The organism is Sinomonas halotolerans (assembly GCF_039615075.1).
In the GTDB taxonomy this organism is placed as follows: domain Bacteria; phylum Actinomycetota; class Actinomycetes; order Actinomycetales; family Micrococcaceae; genus Sinomonas; species Sinomonas halotolerans.
Genome location: NZ_JBDFRB010000010.1, coordinates 38,237 through 64,906 on the forward strand (window position 1 = coordinate 38,237; position 26,670 = coordinate 64,906).

Genomic DNA, 26,670 nt, shown 5'->3' on the forward strand with positions numbered 1-26,670 from the left:
GGGGGCGGGAGCAGCATGCGCTGCTCCCGCCCCCTTCGTGGTGCTCGCGTCAGGGACGGGTCAGGAGTCCCCGACGTTCGAGAAGCGCATGATGAGCCCCAGTGCGATGATCACAAGCCCCCACGTGAGTCCGAGGACCACCGTGAACCGGTTGAGGTTCTTCTCCGCCACACCCGACGAGGCGAGTCCGGAGGACATGCCGCCGCCGAACATGTCGGAGAGCCCACCACCGCGGCCCTTGTGCATGAGGATGAGGAGCGTGAGCAGCAGGCTCGTGATGCCGAGCAGGATCTGCAGGATGATCGTGAGGACTTCCACTTAGGGGATCCGGCCTTTCTCGCAGGGAGTCGGTTCTCGCCGTCGTGCGGACTGGCTAGGCCGCCGCGTGGCTCTCGAACCTGACAATGCTAGCAAATTCGGCGGCGTCGAGGCTCGCACCGCCGACCAGCACGCCGTCCACATCCGCCTCGGCCAGGATCGCCGCCGCGTTGCCCGACTTGACCGAGCCGCCGTACAGCAGACGGGTCCCGGCAGCGGACTCCTGGCCGAACAGCGTGGTCAGCTCGGCGCGGATCGCGGCGCACATCTCCTGCGCGTCCTCGGGGCCGGCGACCTCTCCGGTGCCGATGGCCCACACCGGCTCATAGGCGACGACGAGCTGCGCGGCCTGCTCGGCCGTGAGCCCCTCGACATCGGCGCGCAGCTGGGCGAGGGTGTGCTCGACATGGGTGCCGGCCTGGCGGACCTCGAGGCCCTCCCCCACGCACAGGAGCGGCACGAGGCCGTGGCGGAAGGCCGCCTTGGTCTTGGCGTTGAGGACCTCGTCGGTCTCGCCGTGGACCGTGCGGCGCTCGGAATGGCCGACGAGCACGTACCGGCAGCCGAGCTTGGCGAGGAACTGGCCGCTGATGTCCCCCGTGTAGGCGCCCGAGTCGAACTGGGACAGGTCCTGCCCGCCGTACGCGACGGGGAGGTCGTCCCCGGCCACGAGCGTCTGCACGCCGCGGAGGTCGGTGAACGGCGGGAACACCGCGACCTCCACGCGGCCGAAGTCGTGCTTCGCGTCGTCGAGGGTCCAGGCGAGCTTCTGGAGGAGCGTGATGGCCTGGACGTGGTCCATGTTCATCTTCCAGTTGCCCGCGATGAGCGGGGTGCGGTCGAACGTGCCGTTGGTCGAGCTGGTCACGGTGCCTCCTGGCGGTGGGTCGGTGGAAGGGAAAGGGCCGGGCGCAGCAGAGCATTCGAGTGTCTGCTGGGCCCGGCCCCGGGGTGGTCGCGCGCGCCCGCTCCGCGGTGGCGGTCCGCGCTGCTGCTAGGCGCCGAGCGCCGTGAGGCCGGGGAGCTCCTTGCCCTCGAGGTACTCGAGGCTCGCGCCGCCGCCGGTCGAGATGTGGCCGAACTGGCCGTCCTCGAAGCCGAGCGTCCGCACGGCCGCGGCGGAGTCGCCGCCGCCGACGACCGTGAGCGCGCCGTTCGCGGTGGCGTCGGCGAGGCCCTGGGCCACCGCCTTTGTGCCGGCCGCGAAGGCGGGGAACTCGAAGACGCCCATGGGGCCGTTCCAGAAGACGGTCTTCGCGCCCTTGATCTCGCGCACGAACGCCTCGGCAGTCTCGGGCCCGATGTCGAGGCCGATGCCCGCGGCTCCGAAGGCCGTGCCCTCGATCGCGTCCGCCGCGGCGACCTCGTGCTCGGCGTCGGCGGCGAAGCCGGACGCGACCACGACGTCGGTGGGCAGTACGAACTCGGTGCCCGCCGCCGCCGCACGCGCGAGGTAGTCCTGGACGGTGCCGATCTGGTCCTGCTCGAGAAGGCTGGCGCCGACCTTGTGGCCGTTCGCGGCCAGGAAGGTGAACAGCATGCCGCCGCCCACGAGGAGCTTGTCGGCCTTGCCGATGAGGTTGTCGATCACCGCGAGCTTGTCCGAGACCTTCGAGCCGCCGAGGACGACGACGTAGGGCCGGTCCGCACCGTCGGTGAGGCGACGGAGCACCTCGACCTCGGCACGGACGAGCTCGCCGAGGTAGGCGGGAAGGACCTTTGCAATGTCGAACACCGAGGCGTGCTTGCGGTGCACGGCACCGAAGGCGTCGTCGACGTACGCGCCCTTCTCCCCCGTGAGGGCAGCGAGCTCACGCGCGAACGCCGCGCGCTCCGCCTCGTCCTTGCTCGTCTCGCGGGCGTCGAAGCGCACGTTCTCGAGGACGAGGACCTGCCCGTCCCCGAGGGACGCCGCGAGGGCCCGGGCGCTCTCCCCCACGGTGTCCTCGGCACGCTGGACCGTCAGGCCGGCGCTCGCGCCGAGTTCCGCAAGGCGGTCGGCAGCGGGCCTGATCGAGTACTTCGGATCCGGCGCTCCCTTGGGGCGGCCGAGGTGGGCCATCACGATGACCCGTGCGCCGGCGGAGGCCAGCTTCTGGATCACGGGGAGGGATGCGCGGACGCGGCCGTCATCCGTGACGGTGGAACCGTCGAGCGGCACGTTCAGGTCCGACCGGACCAGGACGTGCCGCCCGCGGACACCATCGGCGAGCAGCTCGTCGAGAGTGTGTGCAGTCATGGACTCAGGCTATCCGAGTTCCCTGTTCGTTACGCCGCTCAGAGCTTGGACGCGACGAGCTCGGTCAGGTCCACGAGACGGTTCGAGTAGCCCCACTCGTTGTCGTACCACGAGACGACCTTGATCTGGTTGCCGATGACCTTGGTCAGGCCGGCGTCGAAGATCGAGGATGCCGGGTCGGTGACGATGTCCGAGGAGACGATCGGGTCCTCGGTGTAGGTCAGGATGCCCTTGAGCTCGGCGCTCTCGGCCGCGGCCTTGACCGCTGCGTTGACCTCGTCCTTGGTCACCTCGCGGGAGACCGTGACGGTGAGGTCGGTGGCCGAGCCGGTCGGAACGGGGACGCGGATCGCGTAGCCGTCGAGCTTGCCCTTGAGCTCGGGCAGGACGAGGCCGATCGCCTTCGCGGCACCGGTCGACGTGGGGACCATGTTGATCGCGGCGGCACGGGCGCGGCGGAGGTCCTTGTGCGGGCCGTCCTGGAGGTTCTGGTCGGCCGTGTAGGCGTGGACCGTCGTCATGAGGCCGCGCTCGATGCCGAAGGCCTCGTTGATGACCTTGGCGAGCGGGCCGAGGCAGTTGGTGGTGCAGGAGGCATTCGAGATGATGTCGTGCGCGCCCGCGTCGTAGACGGAGTCGTTGACGCCCATCACGATCGTGACGTCCTCGTCCGTGGCGGGAGCCGAGATGATGACCTTCTTCGCGCCGGCGGCCAGGTGCTTCTTGGCGTCGGCGGCCTTGGTGAAGAAGCCCGTGGACTCGACGACGATGTCCACGCCGAGGTCCGCCCAGGGGAGGTTGGCGGGGTCGCGCTCGGCCAGGACCTTGATCTCCTTGCCGCCCACGACGAGCGAGCCCTCGCGGGCCTCGACCGACTCGGAGAGGCGTCCCGTGACGGAGTCGTACTTCAGCAGGTGCGCCAGGGTCTCGGGGCTCGTGAGGTCGTTGACGGCCACGATCTCGAGGTCCGCGCCCTGCGCGAGGGCGGCGCGGAAGAAGTTGCGGCCGATGCGGCCAAAGCCATTGATGCCAATCCGAGTGGTCACTCGTCGATCTCCTTGATGCTCAGTCGAGCACCCAAGGGTGAATGCTCGAACTGTCTGACGGTCCCGCACTTCATTGGGCAGAGATTTGCACGAGGAAAGGCCGACAGCCCGAGCTCCATCGTCCATGGCTGAAAGGCCTGTCCGGCCCTCCCGAACCCCCATCCTACGGCGAAAGGGCCTGCCGGGGAACCGACAGGCCCTTCCGCACGGAATGTCACAGAATGTGACGCCGCTCTCAGGAAACGGTGACGAGGGCCGCAGCCCCGTTGCGGGCGGCGTCGAAGCGCTTGGCGACGTCGGCCCAGTTGACGATGTTCCAGAAGGCCTTGACGTAGTCCGCCTTGACGTTCTGGTAGTCGAGGTAGAAGGCGTGCTCCCACATGTCGAGCTGGAGGAGCGGGGTCGTCGCGACCGGGACGCCGTTCTGCTGGTCGTACATCTGCTCGATCACGAGGTTCCCGCCGAGCGGCTCGTAGGCGAGGATGGCCCAGCCGGATCCCTGGATGGTCGTCGCAGCGCCGGTGAAGTGCCCGCGGAACGCGTCGAACGAGCCGAAGTACTCGTCGAGCGCGGCGGCGAGCTCGCCCTCGGGCTTGTCGCCCCCCTCCGGGGAGAGGTTGTTCCAGAAGATCGAGTGGTTGAGGTGGCCACCGAGGTTGAACTGGAGGTCCTTGGAGAACTTGGCGGCGGCCGCGGCATCGCCGTTCGAGCGGGCCTCGGCCATCTTCTCCAGCGCCGTGTTCGCGCCCGTGACGTAGGCCGCGTGGTGCTTGCTGTGGTGCAGCTCCATGATCCGGGCCGAGATGTGCGGCTCGAGCGCCGCGTAGTCGTACGGAAGCTCAGGCAGTACGTAGGTCACAACATCCTCCATCGGTTGGTTTCCGCGCGCCACAAGGCTCTGCGGCGCGAAGCTGGTGACTGCTCCATCCTAAGCAGACCCTGCCGGATCCGTCCGCCGTCCGGTCAGCCCTCGAGCATGTCCGGCGTAACGTTCGCCTCCGTGCCGGGAATGCCCGTCTCCTCCGCCTTCTTGTCCGCCATCGCGAGCAGGCGGCGGATCCGTCCGGCGATCGCGTCCTTGGTCAGCGGCGGGTCCGCGAGCCGGCCCAGTTCGTCGAGGCTCGCCTGCTTGTGGGCCACGCGCAGCTCGCCGGCGTAGCGCAGATGCTCGGGGACGTCGTCGGCAAGGATCTCGAGCGCCCGCTCGACCCGCGCGCCCGCGGCCACTGCGGCCTGCGCCGAGCGCCGGAGGTTCGCGTCGTCGAAGTTCGCAAGCCTGTTCGCGGTCGCGCGGACCTCCTTGCGCATCCGGCGCTCCTCCCAGGCGAGGAGCGCGTCGTGGGCGCCCATGCGGGTCAGGAGGGCGGCGATCGCATCGCCGTCGCGCACGACGACGCGGTCCACTCCGCGCACTTCCCTCGCCTTCGCGACGATCCCCAGGCGGCGGGCCGCCCCGACGAGCGCGAGCGCAGCCTCAGGGCCCGGGCACGTGACCTCGAGCGAGCTCGAGCGGCCGGGCTCGGTGAGGGAGCCGTGGGCGAGGAAGGCCCCGCGCCACACGGCCTCGGCATCCGCGGCGGAACCATTGACGATCACGGACGGCAGCCCGCGCACGGGACGGCCCCGGTTGTCCAGAAGGCCCGTCTGCCGGGCGAGGGCCTCGCCGTCGCGGACCACGCGCACCACGTAGCGGCTGCCCCTGCGCAGCCCTCCCCCGGTGACGACGATGATCTCGCTCTCGTGCCCGTAGACCTCGTGGATAGCTGCCCGGAGGCGGCGCGCGGTTGCCGCGAGGTCCACCTCGGCCTCGATCACGATCCGGCCCGAGATGATGTGCAGGCCGCCGGCGAACCGCAGCATCGAGGAGACCTCGGCCTTGCGCTCCGACGACTTCTTCACGCCCAGCCGCGACAGCTCGTCCTTGACGCTCTGGGTCAATGCCATGGTGTGCCCTCCTGCTTGCAGGGCACCGTTCGGGCCCGTCATCGTCCTCCCCCGGCCGCTCCTGCCGAGGCGAACACCTCGTGGTATGCCCCGGCCAGGCGGAGCGGATCGTGGACCGACCGCTGCCCGGAAGACCTCACTCTACCGAAGAAGACTTCCGCCCCCAGCTCGCCGGCCACCTGCTCGAACTCTCCCGGGTCCCCCACCGAGGAGTCGTCGGCGATGACGGCGTCCACCCTGAACTCGGGGGCGGCCCGCTGGATGACGCGCAGGTGGTCCGCCGCGCTCATGCCGGTCGTCTCCCGGGTGTCCACGGCGAGGTTCATCGTGAGGCAGCGCCGGGCCGGCGTGTCGCACAGGGCCTGGCGCGTCTCGGGGAGGGTTAGGTGCGGGAGCACGGACGTGTACCAGGATCCCGGCCCGAGCACGATCCAGTCTGCGTACTCGATCGCGCTGAGGGCCTCGGGGCACGCGGGCGCGTCCGCGGGCACGAGCCGGACCTCCTCGAGCCGGCCGGCCACCGCGCACGCGGCCTGCCCCCGGATCGTCTCGCGGCGCGGGGGCCCTCCGTGCACCCCGGAGGACTCGACCAGGACGTCGCCCTCGATCATGAGGGGCACCCGGGACATGGGCAGCACCTGGCCGCGCGCACCGAGGAGGGCACCCGCCCAGCGCAGTCCTGCGACGATGTCCCCGAGCAGCTCGGCGAGCGTGACGATGAGCAGGTTCCCCATCGCGTGGTTGTCCAGGCCGCTCCTGCCCGCCGGCGAGTGGAAGCGGTGCTGCATGACGTCGCGCCAAGTGCGGCCCCAGTCGGTGTCGTCGCACAGCGCGGCGAGGGCCATGCGGAGGTCTCCCGGGGGCACGACGCCGAAGTCCTCGCGCAGGCGGCCGGAGGAGCCGCCGTCGTCCGCGACCGTGACGACCGCGGTGAGCTCCGTCGTGAGGAGGCGCAGCGCCGCGAGCGAGGCCGAGAGGCCGTGCCCGCCGCCGAGCGCAACGACTGTGGGGCCCTTGGGCACGCCGCCGATCCCGGTGCCGGCTCCCGGGCGGACGAGCGGGAGCTGGCCGGTGAAGAGCGTGCTCACTCGCGGCCCAGATCCCGGTGCGCGGTCGTGACGGTCACGCGCGGGAGCTGCGCGAGCCGCTTGGAGAGCTCCTCGGCGATCGCGACAGAGCGGTGCTTGCCCCCTGTGCAGCCGACCGCGATGGTCGCGTAGTGCTTGTTCTCGCGGCGGTAGCCCGCGAGGACCGGCTCGAGCGCGTGGACATAGCGGTCCACGAAGTCCTGCGCGCCGTTTGCGACCAGGACGTAGTCGCGCACCTCGGCGTCGAGCCCGGTGTGCGGGCGCAGCTGCGGGACCCAGTGGGGGTTGGGCAGGAAGCGCACGTCCGCCACGTAGTTGGCGTCCGCGGGGAGTCCGTACTTGAAGCCGAAGCTCATGACGTTCAGGCGCAGCGTCACCGGGCCCTTCTCGGAGAACAGCTCGGTGATGGCGGTCGCGAGGCCGTGGACGTTGAAGTCCGAGGTGTCCAGGACGAGTGTCGACTGCTCCTTGAGCTCGGCCAGGAGCGCCCGTTCGGCGGCGATGCCGTCCGAGATCCGCCCGCCCCCTTGGAGCGGGTGCGGCCGCCGGCCCTGCTCGAATCGGCGGATCAGCACCTCGTCGCTCGAGTCGAGGAAGAGCACGCGGTACTCGGCCCCCTGGGCGGCGAGCTGGTGGAGCGCCTCCCGGATGTCCGCGAAGAGGGCCTTGCTGCGCACGTCCATGACGACCGCGAGCTTCGGGATCCTGTCCGGGGCGTGGCCGACGAGCTCGGCCAGCGTGCCGAGGAGCTGGGGCGGGAGGTTCTCGACGACGTACCAGCCGTGGTCCTCGAGCGCATTGGCCGCCGTGCTGCGGCCCGCCCCCGACATGCCGGTGACGATGAGCAGCTCCGTGGCCTCTGGCTTCACGGGCGTGAGGTTCGTGTCCGGTCCGGCATCGACCGCGCTCGTCTCGCTCATGCTGCCAGCCTAGCTAAGAGTCGAGGATTTCGCCGGTGCTGTAGTTGACCGCCGGCATGGTGTCGGACACGCCCGGGACCGTGGCGGGCTCGCCCGTCAGGTCGCCTGCGCCGGCGCTGTCCGCCCCAGTTCCGGCCGCCGCCCCCTCCGGCACCCCGTGGAAGCGTGCGTGGACCGCCGCGGCAAGGGCGGGCCCGACGCCGCTGACCTCGGCGAGCTCGGCCGGACCGGCGGCCTTGAGCCGCTTGACGGAGCCGAAGTGCGCGAGGAGCGCCTTCTTCCGGGCGGGGCCCAGGCCCGGCACCTCGTCGAGCACCGAGGCGGTCATCGACTTCCCGCGCTTGTGGCGGTGGAAGGCGATCGCGAAGCGGTGCGCCTCGTCACGGATCCGCTGCAGCAGGTAGAGGCCCTGGGACGCGCGCGGGAGGATCACGGGGAAGTCGCCCTCGGGGGGCCACACCTCCTCGAGCCGCTTCGCGAGGCCGACCACCCGGATCTCGTCCCCGAGGCCGAGGTCTGCGAGGGCCTTCACGGCGGCCGAGACCTGGGGCTGCCCGCCGTCGACCACCACGAGGTTGGGCGGGTACGCGAACCTGCCGGAGCGCTCGCGCTCCTCGACAGGGAGCTCCCGCTCCGCGAGGTAGCCGCGGAACCGGCGGGTGAGGACGTCGCGCATCGCGGACGTGTCGTCCCGCGCCGCGTCGCCGGTGATCGAGAAGCGCCGGTACTCGGCCTTCTTCGCGATGCCGTCCTCGACGACGACCATGGACCCGACCACGTTCGTGCCCTGCACGTGCGAGATGTCGAAGCACTCGATCCGCAGGGGCGGCTCCGGCAGCTCAAGCGCCTCCTGGAGCTCCTGGAGGGCGAGCGAGCGGGTCGTGATGTCCCCCGCGCGCCGGCTCTTGTGGAGGCGCAGCGCCTGCACGGCGTTCTCGTGGACGGTTCCCATCAGGGCCGCCTTGTCCCCCCGCTGCGGGACGCGGAGCGCGACCTTCGCCCCGCGGAGGGAGGACAGCCACGCTGCCAGCCCGTCGGCGTCGTCCGGGAGCACCGGGACGAGCACCTCCCGCGGGAGGCGGCCGTCCGTCTCGGACTGCTCGCCGTACACCTGGGTGAGGAGGTGGCCGACGAGCTCGGCAGGCGTGGTGTCCTCGACCTTCTCCACGACCCACCCGCGCTGGCCGCGGATCCGGCCGCCGCGCACGTGGAACACCTGGACCGCGGCCTCGAGCTCGTCCTCCTCGACAGCGAAGACGTCCGCGTCGGTCTCCTCGGCCAGCACGACCGCGTTGCGCTCGAAGACCTTGCGCATCGCGATGATGTCATCGCGCAGGCGCGCGGCCTGCTCGTAGTCGAGCTCCGCGACCGCCGCTGCCATGCGCTTCTCGAGCTGGGCGATGAACCGGCGGGCCTCCCCTCCCATGAAGGAGCAGAAGTCCTCGGCGAGGCTGCGGTGCTCCTCCTCGGAGACCCGTCCCACACACGGCGCGGAGCACTTGTCGATGTAGCCCAGGAGGCAGGGGCGCCCGCTCTGCTCGGCACGGCGGAAGACCCCCGCACTGCACGAGCGGACTGGGAAGACGCGCAGGAGCGTGTCCATGGTCTCGCGGATGGCACCGGCGGTGTACGGGCCGAAGTACCGGGTGCCCTTCCGCCGTTCCCCCCGCAGGACCTGCACCCGGGGGAACTTCTCCCCCATCGTGACGGCGAGGTACGGGTACGTCTTGTCGTCGCGGAAGGCGAGGTTGTACCGGGGCGCGTACTCCTTGATCCACGTGTACTCGAGCTGGAGCGCCTCGAGCTCGCTCCCGACCACCGTCCACTCGACGCTCGAGGCCGCATGCACCATCGCGTACGTCTTCGGCAGGAGCGTCAGCGGGTTGGCGAAGTAGGACGTGAGCCGCTGCCGGAGGCTCTTGGCCTTGCCGACATAGATGACCCGCCCGTGCGGGTCGCGGAAGCGGTACACGCCGGGCTCGGTCGGGATCTCCCCGGTCCTGGGCCGGTAGCTCGATGGATCTGCCACTGGTCCATTCTAGTGAGGCCCGCCGACCCCGTGGTCCGCTGGCCTAGGCGGCCGGGGGCTTGTTGTAGCCCGGGGCGCGCTCCTGGCCGCTCAGGGCGGCGATGGCGTCCATGATCCGGTCCGTGGCCTCGCGCCGAGCTGGGAGCGAGTGGTCCGGCCCCGTCTTGTCGAAGTACAGAGGCTCCCCGACTGCCATCTCGAAGTGCCTCGGCACGATCGTGTTGCGGTCCGCGGGCTGCAGGCGCTCCGTGCCCCTGAGGCCGACAGGCACCACCGGGGCGCCCGTCGTGAGCGCGAGCCAGCCGACGCCGGTGCGGCCCCGGTACAGGAGCCCGTCGCGGGAGCGAGTGCCCTCGGGGTAGATCCCTATGCCCTGGCCCTTGTCGAGGAGGTCGAGCAGGGTCTTGAGCGCGGCAACGCTCGCGGCCTGCTCGCCCCGCTCGACGGGAATGGACCCGACGCCTTCGAAGAACGCCTTCATGAGCTTGCCCTTGACGCCCTTGCCCGTGAAGTACTCGGCCTTGGCGAAGAAGGCGACCCCGCGCGGCATGAGCGCCTGGATGATCACCGAGTCCAGGAACGAGAGGTGGTTCGAGGCGACGATGAACGGCCCCTCCTCGGGAACGTTCTCGAGTCCCGTCACGGTGGGCCGGCAGAACGCTGAGATGAAGCCGCGGATGCTCTGGCGGGTCATCGAGTAGATCAGCATGGCGCGGCCTCCGCGACAGCGCCGGCGAGGACGGCGATGACGGCAGACTCGAGCTCGTCGGCGTCCTCGACGAGGGCCACGAGGGCGAGCGCCTCGAGCTCCCCCGCAGGGGCGAAGCCCCAGCGCACACCGATGCACGGCACGCTGTTGGCCTCTGCCCCGGCCGCGTCGTACCGGCGGTCGCCGACCATGACCGAGCTGCCCGCAGCTGCGCGGTTCTCCTCGAGCGCGGCACGCACCATGCCGGCCTTGCCGTCCGCGGCCGGCGGCTGGGTCTCGTCGTCGGGGGCGCCGTGCACGCTGTCGAAGCAGGCGTCCAGGCCGTGGACCTCGAGGAGGCGCTCGGCCAGCGTCTGGGGCTTCTGCGTCGCGACGGCGAGGCGCAGGCCGCGCGCCCGCAGGCGCGCGAGCAGCTCGGGCACTCCCGGGTACGGGCGGCTCTCCGCCATCCCGGCGGTGACGTAGTGCCGGCGGTAGGTGTGGACGACGCCGGGCACCTCCTCGGCGGGAACCGAGCCGAGACGCGCAAGGGACTCGACGAGCGGCGGCCCGACCATGCTCGAGAGGCTCGCCTGGTCCGGCACGGGCAGGCCGTGGGCCGTGAGGGCATGGGCGATCCCGCCCGTGATGCTCCCCGCAGGGTCGACGAGGGTCCCATCCAGATCGAAGATCACGAGTGCGGGGCTGTCATTCACGCTGGCCAGTCTCCCACATCGCCTCCGATGCCCGGAAACCACGGGCGGCGCAGCGTCACCGTGTGCCGAGGACCTCCGCGAGGAAGGTCCCGGTGTGGCTGCCCTCGACCTCGGCGACCTGCTCCGGCGTCCCCGTCGCGATGACACGGCCACCGCCCGAGCCCCCGTTGGGACCGAGGTCGATGATCCAGTCTGCGCTCTTGATGACGTCGAGGTTGTGCTCGATCGTGATCACCGAGTTGCCCTTGTCCACGAGCGACTGGAGCACGAGGAGCAGCTTGCGGATGTCCTCGAAGTGAAGGCCTGTGGTCGGCTCGTCGAGGACGTAGATGCTGCGCCCGTTGGACCGCTTCTGCAGCTCGGCCGCGAGCTTCACGCGCTGGGCCTCGCCGCCGGACAGGGTCGTGGCCGGCTGGCCGAGGCGCACGTACCCGAGCCCCACGTCGTTGAGCGTGCGCAGATGGCGCGCGATCGGTGTGAACGCTGCGAAGAAGTCCGCGGCCTCCTCGATCGGCATGTCCAGGACGTCCGCGATCGTCTTGCCCTTGTAGTGCACCTCGAGGGTCTCGCGGTTGTACCGCGCCCCGTGGCACACCTCGCACGGGACGTAGACGTCCGGCAGGAAGTTCATCTCGATCTTGAGCGTGCCGTCGCCGCTGCAGGCCTCACAGCGCCCGCCCTTGACGTTGAAGGAGAAGCGTCCGGGCTGGTACCCGCGGACCTTGGCCTCGTTCGTCTCGGCGAAGAGCTTGCGGATGTGGTCGAACACCCCGGTGTACGTCGCGGGGTTGGACCGCGGCGTGCGGCCGATCGGGCTCTGGTCGACGTGGATGACCTTGTCGAGGTGCTCGAGGCCCTCGACCCGGGTGTGCCGGCCCGCAACCTGCTTGGCCCCGTTGAGGCGGTTCGCGAGGACCTTGTAGAGGATGTCGTTCACGAGGGTGGACTTGCCCGACCCGCTCACGCCGGTGACCGCCGTGAGGACGCCGAGGGGGAAGACCACGTCCACGCCGGTGAGGTTGTGCTCGCGGGCGCCGACGACCTTCAGCTGGCGCTTGCGGTCCACCTTGCGGCGCTTCGCCGGGATTGCGATGGAGCGACGGCCCGAGAGGTAGTCGCCCGTGACAGAGGCGCGGTTCTCCTTCAGCTCCTCGAGGGACCCGGAATGGACCACCTCGCCGCCGTGCTCGCCCGCGCCGGGGCCGATGTCCACGATCCAGTCCGCCTCGTGGATCGTGTCCTCGTCATGCTCGACGACGATGAGCGTGTTGCCGAGATCGCGCAGGCGCGTCAGCGTCTCGATGAGCCGCCTGTTGTCCCTCTGGTGCAGGCCGATGCTCGGCTCGTCGAGGACGTACAGGACGCCCACGAGCCCCGAGCCGATCTGTGTGGCGAGCCGGATGCGCTGCGCTTCTCCGCCGGAGAGGGTGCCTGCCGCGCGCTCGAGGTTGAGGTACTCGAGGCCCACGTCGAGGAGGAATTCGAGCCTCGCGTCGATCTCCTTGAGGACCTGGTGGGCGATCTGCTCCTCGCGCGGGGTCAGGTCGAGGTCCCCGAGGAACTGCCGCGCGTCCCTGAGGGGGAGCCGCGAGACGTCCGCGATCGAGCGGCCGCCGACCAGCACGGACAGGGACGCCGGGTTCAGGCGCGCACCGCCGCACTCGGGGCACGGGATCTCGCGCATGTACTCCTCGTAGCGGTCCCGCGCGGAGTCGGACTCCGTCTCGAGGTGCTTGCGCTGGATGTAGGAGACTGCTCCCTCGAACCCGGTGCTGTACTTGCGCTCCCGCCCGAAGCGGTTCCGGTACTGCACCACGACCTTGTGGTCCTTGCCGTGCAGGACAGCTTCCCGCGCGTACTGCGGGAGGCTGTGCCACGCGGTCTTCATGGAGAATCCGAGATCGTCGGCCAGCCCCTCGAGGAGGCGCGTCCAGTACTCCTGGGTCGCCGCACCCAGCGACCAGGGCGCGATCGCGCCTTCCGACAGGGACAGCTCGGGGTCTGGGACGACGAGCTCCTCGTCGACCTCGAGCTTGGTGCCGATGCCCGTGCACGCGGGGCACGCACCGAACGGGTTGTTGAACGAGAAGGAGCGGGGCTCGATCTCGTCGATCGCGAGCGGATGCTCGTTGGGGCACGCGAGGTTCTCCGAGAAGGCGCGCACGCGCGCCTCATCGTCCGGCTCGAGGTCCACGAAGTCCGCGAGGACGCGGCCTTCGGCGAGCCCGAGCGCGGTCTCGACCGAGTCCGCAAGGCGCTGGCGGATGCCGTCCTTGACCACGAGACGGTCGACGACGACCTCGATCGTGTGCTTGAACTGCTTCCCGAGCTTGGGCGGCTCGGAGAGCTGGATGAGCTCGCCGTCCACGCGGGCACGCGAGTAGCCCTTGGCCGCGAGCTCCTTGAAGAGTTCGACGAACTCCCCCTTGCGCCCCCGCACGACCGGGGCCAGGAGCTGGAAGCGCGTGCCCTGGGGGAGCTCGAGCAGCTGGTCCACGATCTGCTGCGGCGTCTGGCGGGTGACCGCCTCGTGGCAGACGGGGCAGTGCGGGCGGCCGACGCGCGCCCAGAGGAGGCGCATGTAGTCGTAGATCTCGGTGATGGTGCCCACCGTGGAGCGCGGGTTCTTGCTCGTGGACTTCTGATCGATCGAGACGGCCGGCGAGAGGCCCTCGATGAAGTCCACGTCCGGCTTGTCCACCTGCCCGAGGAACTGGCGGGCGTAGGCCGAGAGAGACTCGACGTAACGGCGCTGGCCCTCGGCGAAGATCGTGTCGAACGCGAGGGAGGACTTGCCCGACCCCGAGAGGCCCGTGAAGACGATCATGGCGTCCCGCGGGAGGTCCAGGTCCACGTTGCGCAGGTTGTGCTCGCGGGCGCCCTTGACGATGAGCCGCGACTGGTCCGGCGTGTGGGAGACCTGCCGTGCGCCCTTGGCGGCAGCCTTCGGCGCAGCGCTCCCGACCGCGGACGGCGCTGCGGACGGCTCGGCCGCGGATGGAGTGGGGATGGAGGCGTCAGTGAGCGTGGAGGGACTCTGCACCCGTCCATGCTAGTCGACAGAACGCCTTTTCGAAAATGTCTTCGATCACACTCTGGGCTCCTCCCCCGGGCCTCACAGAGGCGTCAGGGCCTGCCCTGGCCCTCGCGGTAGGCGGACGCCGCAAGCGCGAGGGCGTCCTCGAGGGAGGCTCCTGAAGCGAGGACCGCCGCCGCGAAGGAGCGCGCCGCGGCAGCAAGCTCCTCCTCCCGTGCGCCACGGGGTGCCACCGAGGTGCCCGCCCTGCCTGCAGTGACGAGCACGCCGGCCTCCTCGAGCTCGCGGTACGCCCGCGCGACAGTGTGCGGCGCCACACCCAGCTCCGTGGCGAGGCCACGCACCGGGGGCAGGCGCCGCCCGACCGGGAGGGCGCCGTCGTCCACGAGGGCGAGGATGCGGCGGCGCAGCTGCTCGAAGAGGGGGATCACGAGCTCGGTGTCCGGCCGCCACTTCCCTGGGAACTCCTGCTCTGCCATGTCCCCACCCTACCGCCGGGCTGCTGCCTAGACTGGCCCCATGAGCAGCCTCCTGCACGACCTCGCCAAGGTGACCGTCCGCCGGATCTCGGTGAGCTCGATGGACAACAATGTCTACCTGATCACGTCCAAGGAGACCGGGGCCCAGGTCCTCATCGACGCCGCGGACGACCTCCCGGCCATCCGGTCGCTCCTTGCGGAGGGCGGCGCGGACGCAGCCGGCGCGGGCCGCCCGCCGAAGCTCGAGCTCGTCGCCACGACCCACCAGCACTGGGACCACGTCCGGGCGCTCGAGGGGGTCGTCGCGGCGACGGGGGCGCGCACGGCGGCAGGCCGTCAGGACGCCTCGGGCATCCCTGTGCCGGTCGACACGGTGCTCGACCACGGCGACGTGCTGCCCGAAGCCCACGGGGCGTGGGGATTCGAGCTGGCAGCGGTCCATCTGCGCGGCCACACGCCCGGGTCGATCGCCTATGTCCTCACTGAGCAGGATGCGCCGGTCCTCATCTTCTCCGGCGACTCGCTGTTCCCCGGCGGCGTGGGGAACACGCAGGACGACGCCGACCGGTTCGCCCTCCTGTTCGCCGACGTCGCCGACCGGCTCTTCGGGGCCTATCCCGACACGGCCGAGGTGCATCCCGGCCATGGGAAGCCCACGACGCTCGGAGCGGAGCGTCCGCATCTTCCCGAGTGGAAGCAGCGCGGCTGGTAGGAACCTGACACTGGGAACGGGAACGCGCAGAGGCGCTGCTGCCCCCATGTGCAGCAGCGCCTCTGCGCGGATCAGATGGGCCTGGCCGAAGGGCGGTCCCCCAGCCCGTGCCCACGGGCCATTGCCGGTCAGACGGCCGGAGCGGTCTCCACCGGAGCGGTCACGACCGGAGCGGTCTCGACGGGCGCCTCGACGGCCGCGTTCTGGGCCTCGAACTGGGCGGCGAGGGCCTGGTAGGCGGCCTTCGCGGCGTCGACGAGGGCGCGGTTCTCCGCCACGAGGGCCTTGAGCGCGGTCTGGTTCGCCTTGCGCAGCGTCTGGACGTTCTTGACCGCGGCCTTCTTGGCCGTGCCCTTGGCGCTCTTGGCGGCCTTGAGCGCGTTCGCCTCGGCCGTCTTGTAGGTCGCGCGGGCGAGCTTCTCGGAGGCGCGGGCATCGGCCTTGGCCTTCTCGAAGGCAGCCTTGGCGGCGTCGACCTGCTCCTGGGTGATGGGGGCCACGACGACGACGTCGGTGACCTGGGTCGTGTCGGTGGTCTCGACGGCCGTCGCGGCAGCCGCACCGGCCCCGGTGAGCATGGCGCTTGCGAGGACGACGGCTGCGAGCTTGGGCAGAGCGTTCATCAAGGATCTCTTTCTTCGTGTGGTCTGCGGCCGGTCTTCTCCGGCCCCACTCCGACGTTAGCCAGCCAGACTCGTCCCGCAGCCGGATCTGTGCCAATCCTTGGGCAAGCCTGAGCGGAGGGGCAGAGCCTGCGCTCTTCCTCGCGTCCGGCTGCGCCAGGCGCCCTCAAGGGGCGCGGTGGGCCGGGGGGTGCATCCGGCAGTTCAGGTGGTGCTCGCCCTCCTCCTCGTGGGTGAGGCGGCCGTCCTCGATGGTGATGACCCGCTTGGCAGCCGCGCGCAGGCGGGGATCGTGGCTCACGATCACGACCGCCCTGTTCTCGCGGCAGGCGATCTGGCACATCAGCAGGGTCACCTCGCTCCCGGTCCTGCTGTCGAGGTTCGCCGTGGGCTCGTCGGCCAGGAGCAGACCGGGGTCGTTGGCCAGGGCGCGGGCAATCGCGACGCGCTGCTTCTCCCCACCGGAGAGGTCCCGGGGAAGGGAGCGGAGCCGGGAGCCGAGGGACAGCGGGGCCAGAGCCTCGCGGGCCCGCTCGAGGGCTTCCCGCCGCGGCACGCCTGCCGTCAGGAGGGGGAGCATGACGTTCTCCTCTGCCGTGAGGGCGGAGAGGAGGTTGAAGGTCTGGAAGACGAACCCGAACCGGCGCAGGCGCAGCCGGGCCAGGTCCGCGGACCCGAGGGCCGAGATGTCCTGCCCGTCGATGAGGATCCTCCCCTCGGTGGGCCGCATGAGTGTGCCGACCATCGACAGCAGCGTGGTCTTGCCGGACCCGGAGGGACCCATGATCAGGACGATGTCGCCGGCGGCGCCCGCGGGGGGGGCGCCCGGCCCCGCCCCGCGCGGCGGGGGGGCCGCGGCGGCGACCCGCGGGGGCACAATGCATGTGGCGTGGGGCCCGGGGCTCCCCGGCGGGCCCCCCCCCGTCCACGGCCCGGACCGCCGTGTGGCCCGAGCCGAAGACCTTCCCGACTGCGCGCGCGGAGACGACGCTCATGCCCTGAACACCTCCGCCGGGTCGATCCGGGCGAGGCGGCGCACCGGGAGGAAGGCGGCCACGACAGCCATGCCGAGCGTGACAGCGAAGATCCAGGCCATGTCCACGGGGCGTATCTCGGTGATGAACTCCGGCACGAAGGCTGCGGCGAGGGCGCCGACGCCGAAGGCGAGGGCCGCGCCGACCGCGTAGCCCAGGACAGCGGCGGTGAGGGCCTGCTCGAGCACCACGGTGTAGAGCTGCCGGTTGCTCACCCCGATGGCCTTGAGGACCCCGTATTCGCGCGCCTTCTCGATCGTGGACGTGAAGATGGTCAGGCCGATCACGGTCATGCCGACCGCGACCCCGATCAGCAGGAGGACCGCGACGATCGGCAGGAACGTGTCCGTGACGATGCTGACGTTGTTCTCGATGAACTCCTCCCTCGTGATCGCGTCCACGGCTGCCACACGGTCGATCCGCTCGGCGACCTGCCCTGCGTCTGCCCCCTCCTCGAGCGTGACGAGGAAGAAGTTGGTGGAGCCGGGGAGCCGGAGGATGCTCTCGGCGTCGCCCTTCGTGGCGAAGGCGAACGAGAAGCTCAGGATGTACCCGCCCTCGGAGAAGCCCACCACCTTGAGGTCCGTGCCCGCGAGGGCGATCCTGTCCCCGAGGCGTACTCCCTCGCTGCGGGCGGTCACGCGGTCGATGATGAGCTCCCCCGGCCCGGGCACCGCCTTCCCCTCGACGACGCGGGCGGGCGCGCCGACGCCGTTCTCGATGTCGTCGGCGATCACGTAGAGGTTGACCTCGCGGTCCCCGCGCTCGAACGCGACGCGCCGCCCGCTGAACGGCTTCGCGGAGGCGACGCCGTCGAGCGCCTCGAGCTGCGGCCGCAGGGCCAGCGGCAGGACCGAGGGCGTGTGGAACATGTCCGTCGCCCCTGCCTGGGTGACCCAGTAGTCGGCCGGTACGGTCCCGATGTACTCGCCGATCTTGGTGCTCCAGCCCTGGTAGAGGCCCTGGAGGGTCATGATGAGCAGGACGCTGAACGCGACGCCGCCCACGCTGATCAGCAGTCTGGTGCGCTCCTGCAGGAGGTTCTTGAGGGCCAGGAAGAGCATCACTCCCCCTTTCCGCGCGTGAGGTCGAAGCGGTGCTCGCCGCCGGGCCGCACGAGGGACTCGACGGATCCGAGCCGCACCCGGATCGGCTCCGCGTCCCCTGGTGCAGAGGACACCCGGATCCAGTTGTCCCGCAGCGCGACCTCGAGCAGGTGGCCCCGGTAGCGCACGTGGAAGGCGATCCCCCCGAGCCCCGCCGGCATCCGGGGGGAGAACACGAGCGCGTCGGCGGTGAGACGGAGGCCGGCGAAGCTGCGCTGGACCACGTCGATCGTCCCGGCCATCGCGCCGAGGTGGATCCCCGTGCGGGTAGTCCCGCCCTGGGTGTCGTCGAGGTCCGCGTCGAGGGCCTCCCGGAAGGTGTCCCAGGCCCTCTGCGGATCCATGGCAGCGAGCACGGAGGCGTGCGCCACCCTGCTGAGGGTGGAGCCGTGCGCCGTGCGGGCGAGGTAGTAGTCGACCGTGCTCGAGAGCTGTTCGGGGGTCACGGTGTAGCCCAGGCGGCCCAGGACCGCGATGAGCTCCTCCTGGCCCAGGAGGTACAGGAGCATGAGCGCGTCGGCCTGCTTGGTCAGCTGGTAGCGATTGGGCGAATCGCCCTCCGACTCGAGGATGAGGTCGAGCCGCTCGATGTTGCCGTAGGTCCGGCGGTAGTGCTCCCAGTCCAGTTCCTCGAGCGCGCCGAATCCCGCGAACTGGCTCATGATCCCATCCCCGTGGAAGGGCACCGAGATCCGCCGGCTCAGCCGCTCCCACAGAGCGGGCTCGCCCGGGCTGATGCCGAGCCGCTCGCGCACCTCGGCGCCGTCGTGCCCGTGGACGACTGCGAGGATGTGGCATGCCTGACGGCACACCCACGAGGCCATGACGTTGGTGTAGGCGTTGTCGTCCACGCCCTCGTCCGGGCGCCCGGGGTAGCCCGTGTGGTACTCGTCCGGGCCCATGACCCCCCGCAGGTGGTAGCGGTCCTCCACCGGGTCGTGCTCGGCCATCGATGCGAACAGCCGGGCGACCTCGACGATGAGCGCCGCCCCGTCGTCGAGGAGCCACTGCCGGTCCCGGGTCGCCTCGAAGTACTGCCAGGCGTTGAAGGCCACGGCGAGCCCCACGTGCCGCTGGAGGCGGGAGCGGTCAGGGATCCAGTGGCCCGAGCGCCGGTTGAAGATCCAGTGCGGCGTCTCCTCGCGTCCGTCGCTCCCGCTCTGCCAGGGGAAGAGCGCTCCGTCGAGGCCCAGCTGCGCGGCGGCGTGCCGGGCGGCCGGGAGGCGGCGCGAGCGGTAGGAGATGAGGGCGCGGGCGACGGCGGGCTGGCGCGACGTGACGAGGGGCAGGACGAACAGCTCGTCCCAGAACACGTGTCCCCTGTAGCCCTCGCCGTGGAGCCCTCGGGCGGGGACACCGGCGTCGAGCGCGGCGGTGAAAGGGGTGAGGGTCTGGAGGAGGTGGAAGACGTGGAGGTTGAGCACGAGCTGGACCTGCGGCGAGGCCTCGAGCCGGACGGTGTAGAGCTGAAGGAGCCTCCTCCACGCGGCGGCATGCTCGCGCAGCAGCGCGTCGAACCCGCCCTGCGAGCGCTCGAGGACGGCGCACGCGCCGGACGCCGCCGACGAGACGGCGCGGTCGCGCGAGGTCGCGATCACCGCGGTCTTCTCGACCGTGGCAGGGATCCCGTCGGCCAGCTCGAGGCGGAACACGCGGAAGTGCAGCCCGCCGGTGCTGCCGGGCGCGCCGGAGACGTCCCGACCGCCCGTGCCGCCGGGCGAGCCGGGGTCGCCGCCGCGGACGCGGTGGCGGAGCGCCACCGCGATGCGCGTGTGGCTCTGGAGCGTCTCGGCCACCGCGATCACGTCCGCAGAGCCGGATCCGGCCCGGCCGGGGTCGGCGAGTCCGGCGTCGGCGAGTCCGGGGTCCGTGACTCCGGGGTCGACGAGGACGGTGAGGTCGCGGAGATGGCGATGCGCGAGGAAGGCGTCCTCGAGGACGTTCTCGTTGCTGACGTCCACGTCCACGCCGCTGCGGACGGTGGCCGCGCCGCTCCAGCCCAGCGCCGTCAGAGTGGTCTCGAGGGCCATGAGATGGGGCTCCGCCATGGACACGAACCGCCGCTGCCGCACGCGCAGCTGCCGGCCGTCGTCGTCCTCGAGGAGGACCTCCCGCACGGAGACCGCGGTGCGCAGGTCGAGGGTCCGGTGCTCGGCGCGGAGCGTGAGCCCGCCCTCGGACCACCAGGCCCCGCCTTGGAGCCTGAGGTCGAGGTGGAGCCAGTTGGGGGCGTTGACCATGTGCTCGTCCTCGCTCTCGAGGCCCTCCACGGCGTTCACCACCCGGTTGTACACGCCGGCGAGGTACGTGCCCGGGTACCCGATGCCGCCGCGGCCGCTCTCCGGCGCAGCGCCGCGCACCCCGGCGTAGCCATTGCCCTGCGCGGTGAGGGCCTCGCGGTGGCCTTCATGGGCGGGGTCAGTCCCCTCGTAGACGAGGAGCCAGGGGTCCGTCAGCACGAGTCCGAGGTCCAGTTCCCGCAGGCCGCCCAGGACGACGTCCGCGCCGCGGGCCTCGAGCTCGGCCCGGCGGTCCCGCCGGTCGATCCCGACCACGAGTCCGAAGCCGCCCCTGCGCCCGGCCTCCATCCCGGCGGGTGACTCGTCGATGACGACGGCCCGGTGCGGGTCCACGCCGAGCCGGCGCGCCGCCTCGAGGAAGAGTGCCGGGTCGGGCGCATCCGGAAGCCGGAGCGCCTTCGCGCGCTCCCCGTCGACCACAGTGTCCGCGAGACCGCCGAGCCCCGCCTCCGCGAGCGCCGCCTGCGCATCGGGGCTGGACGTCGCGACGGCGATCGGCACGCGTCCCGCGCGCAGCCGGTCGAGCAGCGGCGCGCTCTCGGGCAGCGGCACGCCGCCGGACACGGCCTCCCCGAGGACGCGCCCGGCGACCACCGCCTCGAGGGAGAGGATGACGGCGTCGTAGGGCGGTGCGGCGGCTGCGGTGGGGGAACTGGCCATGTGCCGGCTCAGCCCAGGAGTGCATCGAGGGTGACGAAGCCGTAGCCAGCGGCCCGGATGCGGTCGATGATCTGCGCGAGCGCATCGGCGTCCAGCGTCGAGCCGTCGTCAGGATTGGAGCCGATGTGCATGAGGACGATCTCGCCGGGCTGGAGACCGGCCAGCACGCGGTCGGCGACCGCCTGCGCGGTCAGCCCCCCGCTCGTGCCCTTCCAGCCGAGCGTGTCCACCGTCCACCGGACCGAGGCGTAGCCGAGGTCGTTGACTGCGGCGATGGTGCGCGCATCGCGCTCGCCGAAGGGGAACCGGAAGAGCGGCCTCGGGTCCGCCCCGGCCGCTCGGATGGCACGCTCGGCGCCCAGGACCTCCTCGCGGATGCGCGCCCCGGTGAGGGACGTGAAGCCAGGATGGGTCATCGAATGGTTGGCAGTCCGGTGGCCCCCCGCGACGATCTGTGCCACTCCCCCGGGATTCGCCCCGGCCCACGTGCCCGTGAGGAAGAAGGTGCCCCGCACACCCTTTCCGGAGAGGGTCGAGAGGATCTTGGGCAGGCCGGCGGAGTTGGCGCCCGCGTCGAAGGTCAGGGCCACCACGCGTCCTGCGCCCGGGACCACCTCGAGGTCCAGGCCGCGCAGCGCGGCCGGGAAGGCAGGCGGCGGCGGCAGGGGCGAGGGGGCGGGAACGGGCGTGGTGGGCACGGGAGGGACGACGACGGTGGGCCGGGGCGTCTGGCCCCCGCCTGCGGTCGCGGTGGGAACGGGCACGCCGGTCCTGGTCGCCGTGGCCGTGCCGCTGGGGGTGGCGGGAGGCGTGCCCGTGGACCCGCTTCCAGCGGCCGAGGGGCTCGAGGTCGGGGACGGCGTGGCCGTCGGGAGCACGGCGGGACCGCCCGTGTCACCGCCGAGGGCGACAGCGAGGGCCACCGCGAGCGCAAGGAGGACCACCGCCAGGACGATCCCGATGGTGCGTCCCTGCACGATCGCAGGCCCGCGCTCCGCGCTGGTCCTCTGCCCGGGGTCGGGCGTCGGCTCTGGGCTGGGCGTGTGCCCCATGAGCAGATCATGGACCCGCGAGGCCGGGCATGTCAGGGGCTTAGGTCCTCTCGCCCCCGGGCGTGCTGCCGCCCATCGCGCCCCCGCTGCGCCGCGTGCCCTGCCGCCCCGTCCCCCCGCCGCCCGGGCCGCGTGCCGCTTCAGGCGCCGGGCGGGTGCGCAGGCCGGGGCGCCGCCGTCGTGCCTCCTTCGCGACCCAGTCCGCGAGGACGACGGCGGGCACTGCCGCGAGCGCGACCGCGAACCCCTGCGGCGGGGGCGGCGCGTGGCCGAGCAGCGCCGCGAGCTGCGGGACGAAGAGGAAGGCCGCGAGGGCGGCGAGCTCGGCGAGCACGGCCCACAGCATGAGTCGGTTGCCGGTGAGGCCCTGCTCCCACGGCGGAACGGTGGCGCTGCGGCACGCGAAGGCATTGGCGAGCTGCCCGAGGACGACCGCGGTGAAGGCGGCTCCCGAGGCGGCGAGCAGGACCGCGTGGCTCCATTCGGTGCGGTGCGTCCAGCCGCTGCCGAACAGGACCACCGAGAAGGCCGCCATCTCCACGAGCGCCTCGGTGGGGCCCATGACGGCGAAGACGCGCACCAGGAGGTCGCGGTCCATGAGGTGGCGCCGTTCGGGCGGGCGCCTGAGCACGTTGCGGCTCGGCCGCTCGGCGCCGAGGGCGAGGGCGGGCAGGAGGTCCGTCCCGATGTCGAGGGCGAGGATCTGGAGGACGCCGAGGGCCAGCGGGAAGGAGCCTCCAGAGAGGGCCCACACCACGAAGGGCGCGAGCTCGGCCACGTTGTCGGTGAGGTGGTAGGTGAGGAACCGGCGGACGTTCGAGTAGGTCGCGCGGCCCTGCTCGATGGCGGCGACGACCGTGCCGATGTGGTCGTCGAGCAGGACGAGGTCCGCGGCCTCGCGCGCCACGTCGGTGCCGCCGCGCCCCATCGCGACGCCGATGTCGGCCTCCTGGAGCGCCGGGCCGTCGTTAACGCCGTCCCCGGTCATGGCCAGGACGTGGCCGCGGGCCTGGAGCGCCCGGGCCACGCGGAGCTTCTGTTCGGGCGAGACGCGGCTGACCACGACGCCGTCGCGGTCGAGGAGGGCGCCGAGGACCTGCTCGTCCTCGGGCAGCGCGGCTCCCTCGAGGACCACCTCGGGGGAGCCGATGAGTCCGACCTCGCGGGCGATCGCCGCCGCGGTGGCCGGATGGTCCCCCGTGACCATGGCGATCCTGATGCCGGCCTGCCGCACCGACGCGATGACCTCGGCGACGTCCGGGCGCGGCGGATCGTGCAGACCGATGAGGCCCAGGAGCTCGAGGTCCGCCTCGAGCTCGTCCGCGCCGCTGTCCGCCCAGCCGTCGGCGCGCGAGGGCAGGACCCGTTCGGCGACGGCGATGACCCGGAGGCCGCGCGCCGCCATCTCGTCCACGAGCCCCGCGGCCGCGGGGAACGCCCGGCTGCACCGCGGCAGCACGCTCTCCGGGGCGCCCTTGACCAGGAGCACGCCCTGGGACACGACCGACTCCCGGCGCCGCTGGGGGTCGAAGGCCAGGCGGCGCTCCTCGCTCCCGGGAGCGGCCTCGGCGGCGCCGAGGCGCCGCGCGAGGACGTCGATCGCCGCCTCCATCGGATCCCCCTCGGCAACCCACGCCTCGCCATGGCGAGCCGTCCGGCCCCGGGATGCGGCGCGGGCCGCCACGGCGAGGCTCCGCGCACGGGCCAGCCCCTCGCCGTCGACCTCGCCCTGCGGCTCGTAGCCCTCGCCGGCGATCCGCACCGTCCCCTCCGCTGTGTGGACCTCGACCGCGCTCATCCGGTTCTGAGTGAGCGTGCCCGTCTTGTCAGTGCAGATGAAGGTCGTCGAGCCGAGCGTCTCGACCGCCTCGAGGCTGCGCACGAGGGCGTTGCGCTGCGCCATCCGCTGCGCCCCCATCGCGAGGGAGAGCGTCACGGTCGGCAGGAGGCCCTCCGGGACGAGCGCGACCGACACGCCGATCGCGAAGAGGAACGCGTCCCGCCAGCTGATGCCCACGAGGAGCGAGACGATGAAGAACAGCCCTGCCACCGCGAGCGCGACCGCGGCGATCCGGCGCACGATCCTGCGCAGCTCCCGCGCGAGGGGGGTGGGAGGCGGCACGGTCCGGAGCGTGAGCGCGGCGATGCCCGCGAGCCGTGTCCCGGCGCCGGTCGCGGCCACCACCGCCTCGGCCTCGCCGTTGACCAGGAACGTCCCGCCCCACAGGGAGTCCCCTGCTTGCCTGGGGACCGGGACGCTCTCGCCCGTGAGCATGGACTCGTCCACGCTGCAGCCGGAGGCGGCGACGAGGACGACGTCCGCCGGCACCCGGTCCCCGGCCTCGAGGACGAGGAGGTCCCCGGGCACGAGCTCGCTCGCATGGATGCGGCGGACACGGCCGTCCCTGCGGACCGCGACCTCGGCCGGGAGCAGCTCGCGCAGCGTCGCCGCGGCCCGCTGGGCGCGCTCCTGCTGGATGTGGGCGAACACCGCGTTGACCACGACGACGACCGCGATGGCCGCTGCGAGCTGGGGCATGCCGGCGGCATACGCAAGCGCTGCCGCTGCCCAGAGCATGAGGGCGAAGAAGTGGGTGAGCTCTGCGAGGAGTTTCCTCCACTGCGGAACAGGACGCTGGCCGGGCAGGCGGTTGGGACCGTGCTCGAGCAGCAGCGCGGCCGCCTGCTCCGTGCTCAGCCCGGCCCCCGCGGGGGCGGCCCTGGGTGCGGGCCTCCTGGCCGGGGCGCCCTCGGCGCCCCTCTCCTCGTGCATCGCCCTCCCCCGCCCGGTGGCCCGGCTGCAGTCCGGGACATGCTCCGATGACAGGCTCGTCCCCGGTCCGGCACCGGGCTAGGGGACAAAGGCCCGGGCGCGGGGCGCCAGGGCGCCCGCATACTTGACAGCGCGCGGTGGGCTGGCGGCTGACGGGAGGTGCGCGCAGCCGACGGGGGGACGCACGCAGCACAGCACGGAGCAGGCGGCGTCGACGCCGCGGGAGGGAGCGGGGCATGCCCTGGGAGGAAGTCATCACGCCGGGCCGCTTCGGCGGGCAGACGGTCATCGTCACGGGCGCTGCCTCCGGGATCGGCCGGGCCACTGCCCTGAGGGTGGCGAGAGAGGGTGGCCGGGTCATCGCGAGCGACCTGAGCGGAGGCGGCCTGGAGGCGCTCGTCGCCGCGCATCCGGGGCTGGACCTCGTTCCGGTGGCCGGGGACATCAGCACGGAGGACGCCGTGCAGGCGGTGGCCGCGGCCGGGGGTGCCGCCGTCGACGCCCTCGTCAACAATGCCGGGATCATGGACAGCTTCCAGCCCGTCCACGAGCTCGACGACGCCACGTGGGAGCGGGTGCTCGCCGTGAACCTGACCTCGATGATGCGGCTCATGCGGGCCGTGGTCCCCGGCATGATCAAGGCCGGGCACGGGGCGATCGTGAACATCTCCTCCGAGGCCGGCCTGCGCGGCGGCGCCGCCGGGACCGCCTACACCGTGTCCAAGCACGCCGTCATCGGGCTCACGCGCAGCGCCGCCGTGATGTACGCGCGCCGTGGCATCCGTGTCAACGCGGTGGCGCCCGGCGGCACGCGGACCAACATCAAGGCGGAGTTCGCGTCCCAGCTGGCCGCGGAGGTCCTCGGACCCCTCATGCAGGCCAACGTCCCGCCGCTCGCCGAGGCGGAGGAGCTGGCCGCCGCGATCACCTTCCTCGCGAGCCGGGACAGCTCCAACATCAACGGGGCGGTGCTCGCCTCAGACAACGGCTGGAACGCCGTGTAGGCGGGGCCTGCCGGGGCCGGGCGCAGTGGACGGCTGGCCCGCCTACCTCTTGCGCCCCACGCAGAAGAGGCGCCGGAACGGGTAGACGGTGGCGGTCCCGCCGTCCCTCTCGACGGGCGGGTAGGCGTCGAGGAGGAGCTGGTTGTACTGCTCCTCGAACTGCCGGCCCTGCTCCGCGTCCAGCACGTCCAGGACGGGGCGCAGCCCGGTCCCGCGGACCCAGCGCAGCACGGCGTCCTCGCCGGCGAGCACGTGGAGGTATGTGGTCTCCCACACGTCTGCCTCCCATCCAGCCTCGAGCAGGAGCTCGAGGTAGTGCTGCGGCTCCGCGACGGCGTCGGCATGGCGCAGCACCCCGTGGAGGCGGTCCCGCCACTGCGACGACTCTGCGAGCTCGCGCATGAGCACATGCGACTTCGCCCCGAAGTTCCCGGGCACCTGCACGCCGAGCCACGCCCCGGGCGCGAGCTGGTCGAGCCACCGTCCCATGAGGCCAAGATGGCCGGGGATCCACTGGAGCGCGGCGTTCGAGACCACCACGTCCACGTCCTCCTGCGGCTCCCACTGGCGGATGTCCCCGAGGGTGAAGTGCAGCCTGCCGCGCCGCCCGAATCCCGCGCGCGCCGCGGCGAGCATCGGCTCGGAGCTGTCCACGCCGTGGACCTCCGCCTGGGGCCACCGCTCGGCGAGCGCCGCCGTCAGCTCCCCGGTCCCGCAGCCGAGGTCCACGACGCGGCGGGGCGATGCCGCGCCGATCCGCCCGGTGAGGTCGAAGAAGGGGCGCGAGCGGTGCCCACCGAAGACGGCGTAGGCGGCCGGGTCCCACGTCAGCGAGGTCATGGCTACACGCTAGTGCTGCCGGCCCGGCGCGGTCGAGGCCCCGGCCGGGCGTGCTGCGCACT

At 72.0% G+C, this 26,670-nt stretch carries 22 protein-coding genes; 2 read left to right on the forward strand and 20 right to left on the reverse strand.

Translation table 11 applies throughout. The features are described from left to right. Positions 1-60: 60 nt before the first annotated feature. From secG to ABCQ75_RS11730, 13 genes are all read right to left on the reverse strand, one after another. A complete protein-coding gene (gene secG, locus ABCQ75_RS11670) occupies positions 61-318 on the reverse strand; it encodes a preprotein translocase subunit SecG (protein ID WP_345885547.1) in 258 nt (85 codons plus the stop codon). 55 nt (positions 319-373) lie between these two features. Continuing rightward, entirely contained in the window at positions 374-1,186 is an 813-nt protein-coding gene (tpiA, locus tag ABCQ75_RS11675) for a triose-phosphate isomerase (RefSeq protein WP_345885548.1), read from the reverse strand. Positions 1,187-1,312: 126 nt separating this feature from the next. Then, the gene (locus ABCQ75_RS11680) at positions 1,313-2,557 is read right to left on the reverse strand and encodes a phosphoglycerate kinase (RefSeq protein ID WP_345885549.1); all 1,245 of its coding nucleotides are present in this window, start codon (positions 2,555-2,557) and stop codon (positions 1,313-1,315) included. A 38-nt stretch (positions 2,558-2,595) separates the two neighbouring features. Then, positions 2,596-3,603, reverse strand: coding sequence for a type I glyceraldehyde-3-phosphate dehydrogenase (gene gap / locus ABCQ75_RS11685; RefSeq protein ID WP_345885550.1), 1,008 nt, complete (start codon positions 3,601-3,603; stop codon positions 2,596-2,598). A 235-nt stretch (positions 3,604-3,838) separates the two neighbouring features. Further along, positions 3,839-4,474, reverse strand: a complete 636-nt coding sequence (locus ABCQ75_RS11690; protein ID WP_345885551.1) for a superoxide dismutase — start codon at positions 4,472-4,474, stop codon at positions 3,839-3,841. A 92-nt stretch (positions 4,475-4,566) separates the two neighbouring features. Continuing rightward, positions 4,567-5,547 carry a DNA-binding protein WhiA gene (gene whiA / locus ABCQ75_RS11695; RefSeq protein WP_345885552.1) on the reverse strand — a complete coding sequence of 327 codons (981 nt, stop codon included), beginning with the start codon at positions 5,545-5,547 and terminating at the stop codon, positions 4,567-4,569. 38 nt (positions 5,548-5,585) lie between these two features. Continuing rightward, positions 5,586-6,635 (reverse strand): gluconeogenesis factor YvcK family protein, encoded by a 1,050-nt coding sequence (locus ABCQ75_RS11700; protein ID WP_427916092.1) that lies wholly within the window; start codon positions 6,633-6,635, stop codon positions 5,586-5,588. Further along, positions 6,632-7,555 (reverse strand): RNase adapter RapZ, encoded by a 924-nt coding sequence (gene rapZ, locus ABCQ75_RS11705; protein WP_345885553.1) that lies wholly within the window; start codon positions 7,553-7,555, stop codon positions 6,632-6,634. The genes ABCQ75_RS11700 and rapZ overlap by 4 nt, the downstream gene beginning before the upstream one ends. Before the next feature lie 13 nt (positions 7,556-7,568). Next, positions 7,569-9,584 carry an excinuclease ABC subunit UvrC gene (gene uvrC, locus ABCQ75_RS11710; RefSeq protein WP_345885554.1) on the reverse strand — a complete coding sequence of 672 codons (2,016 nt, stop codon included), beginning with the start codon at positions 9,582-9,584 and terminating at the stop codon, positions 7,569-7,571. Between the two features lie 43 nt (positions 9,585-9,627). Next, entirely contained in the window at positions 9,628-10,293 is a 666-nt protein-coding gene (locus tag ABCQ75_RS11715; protein WP_345885555.1) for a lysophospholipid acyltransferase family protein, read from the reverse strand. After that, complete coding sequence (locus tag ABCQ75_RS11720; protein WP_345885556.1) at positions 10,287-10,988, reverse strand: HAD hydrolase-like protein; 702 nt, start codon at positions 10,986-10,988, stop codon at positions 10,287-10,289. The genes ABCQ75_RS11715 and ABCQ75_RS11720 overlap by 7 nt, the downstream gene beginning before the upstream one ends. A gap of 55 nt (positions 10,989-11,043) precedes the next feature. After that, entirely contained in the window at positions 11,044-13,878 is a 2,835-nt protein-coding gene (gene uvrA, locus ABCQ75_RS11725; RefSeq protein WP_345885611.1) for an excinuclease ABC subunit UvrA, read from the reverse strand. Between the two features lie 236 nt (positions 13,879-14,114). Then, complete coding sequence (locus tag ABCQ75_RS11730; RefSeq protein ID WP_345885557.1) at positions 14,115-14,504, reverse strand: GntR family transcriptional regulator; 390 nt, start codon at positions 14,502-14,504, stop codon at positions 14,115-14,117. Between the two features lie 40 nt (positions 14,505-14,544). Here ABCQ75_RS11730 and ABCQ75_RS11735 point away from each other — a divergent pair, with 40 nt between their 5' ends. Continuing rightward, a complete protein-coding gene (locus tag ABCQ75_RS11735; RefSeq protein ID WP_345885558.1) occupies positions 14,545-15,216 on the forward strand; it encodes an MBL fold metallo-hydrolase in 672 nt (223 codons plus the stop codon). A 128-nt stretch (positions 15,217-15,344) separates the two neighbouring features. Here the strand turns inward: ABCQ75_RS11735 and ABCQ75_RS11740 are convergent, their stop codons facing one another. From ABCQ75_RS11740 to ABCQ75_RS11765, 6 genes are all read right to left on the reverse strand, one after another. Continuing rightward, positions 15,345-15,839, reverse strand: a complete 495-nt coding sequence (locus ABCQ75_RS11740; RefSeq protein WP_345885559.1) for a hypothetical protein — start codon at positions 15,837-15,839, stop codon at positions 15,345-15,347. A 166-nt stretch (positions 15,840-16,005) separates the two neighbouring features. Then, positions 16,006-16,716 carry an ABC transporter ATP-binding protein gene (locus ABCQ75_RS11745; RefSeq protein WP_345885560.1) on the reverse strand — a complete coding sequence of 237 codons (711 nt, stop codon included), beginning with the start codon at positions 16,714-16,716 and terminating at the stop codon, positions 16,006-16,008. A 114-nt stretch (positions 16,717-16,830) separates the two neighbouring features. Next, complete coding sequence (locus tag ABCQ75_RS11750) at positions 16,831-17,937, reverse strand: ABC transporter permease (RefSeq protein WP_345885561.1); 1,107 nt, start codon at positions 17,935-17,937, stop codon at positions 16,831-16,833. Further along, positions 17,937-20,939: an HAD family hydrolase gene (locus ABCQ75_RS11755; RefSeq protein WP_345885562.1), complete on the reverse strand. Its 3,003-nt coding sequence runs from the start codon at positions 20,937-20,939 to the stop codon at positions 17,937-17,939. The genes ABCQ75_RS11750 and ABCQ75_RS11755 overlap by 1 nt, the downstream gene beginning before the upstream one ends. 8 nt (positions 20,940-20,947) lie before the next feature. Further along, the gene (locus tag ABCQ75_RS11760; RefSeq protein ID WP_345885563.1) at positions 20,948-21,991 is read right to left on the reverse strand and encodes a polysaccharide deacetylase family protein; all 1,044 of its coding nucleotides are present in this window, start codon (positions 21,989-21,991) and stop codon (positions 20,948-20,950) included. Positions 21,992-22,031: 40 nt separating this feature from the next. Further along, positions 22,032-24,764 carry a cation-translocating P-type ATPase gene (locus ABCQ75_RS11765; protein ID WP_345885564.1) on the reverse strand — a complete coding sequence of 911 codons (2,733 nt, stop codon included), beginning with the start codon at positions 24,762-24,764 and terminating at the stop codon, positions 22,032-22,034. A 236-nt stretch (positions 24,765-25,000) separates the two neighbouring features. Between ABCQ75_RS11765 and ABCQ75_RS11770 the strand changes: the two genes are divergently transcribed. Then, positions 25,001-25,768 (forward strand): SDR family NAD(P)-dependent oxidoreductase, encoded by a 768-nt coding sequence (locus tag ABCQ75_RS11770; protein WP_345885565.1) that lies wholly within the window; start codon positions 25,001-25,003, stop codon positions 25,766-25,768. A gap of 42 nt (positions 25,769-25,810) precedes the next feature. Here the strand turns inward: ABCQ75_RS11770 and ABCQ75_RS11775 are convergent, their stop codons facing one another. Then, a complete protein-coding gene (locus ABCQ75_RS11775; RefSeq protein ID WP_345885566.1) occupies positions 25,811-26,608 on the reverse strand; it encodes a trans-aconitate 2-methyltransferase in 798 nt (265 codons plus the stop codon). Positions 26,609-26,670: the final 62 nt, after the last annotated feature.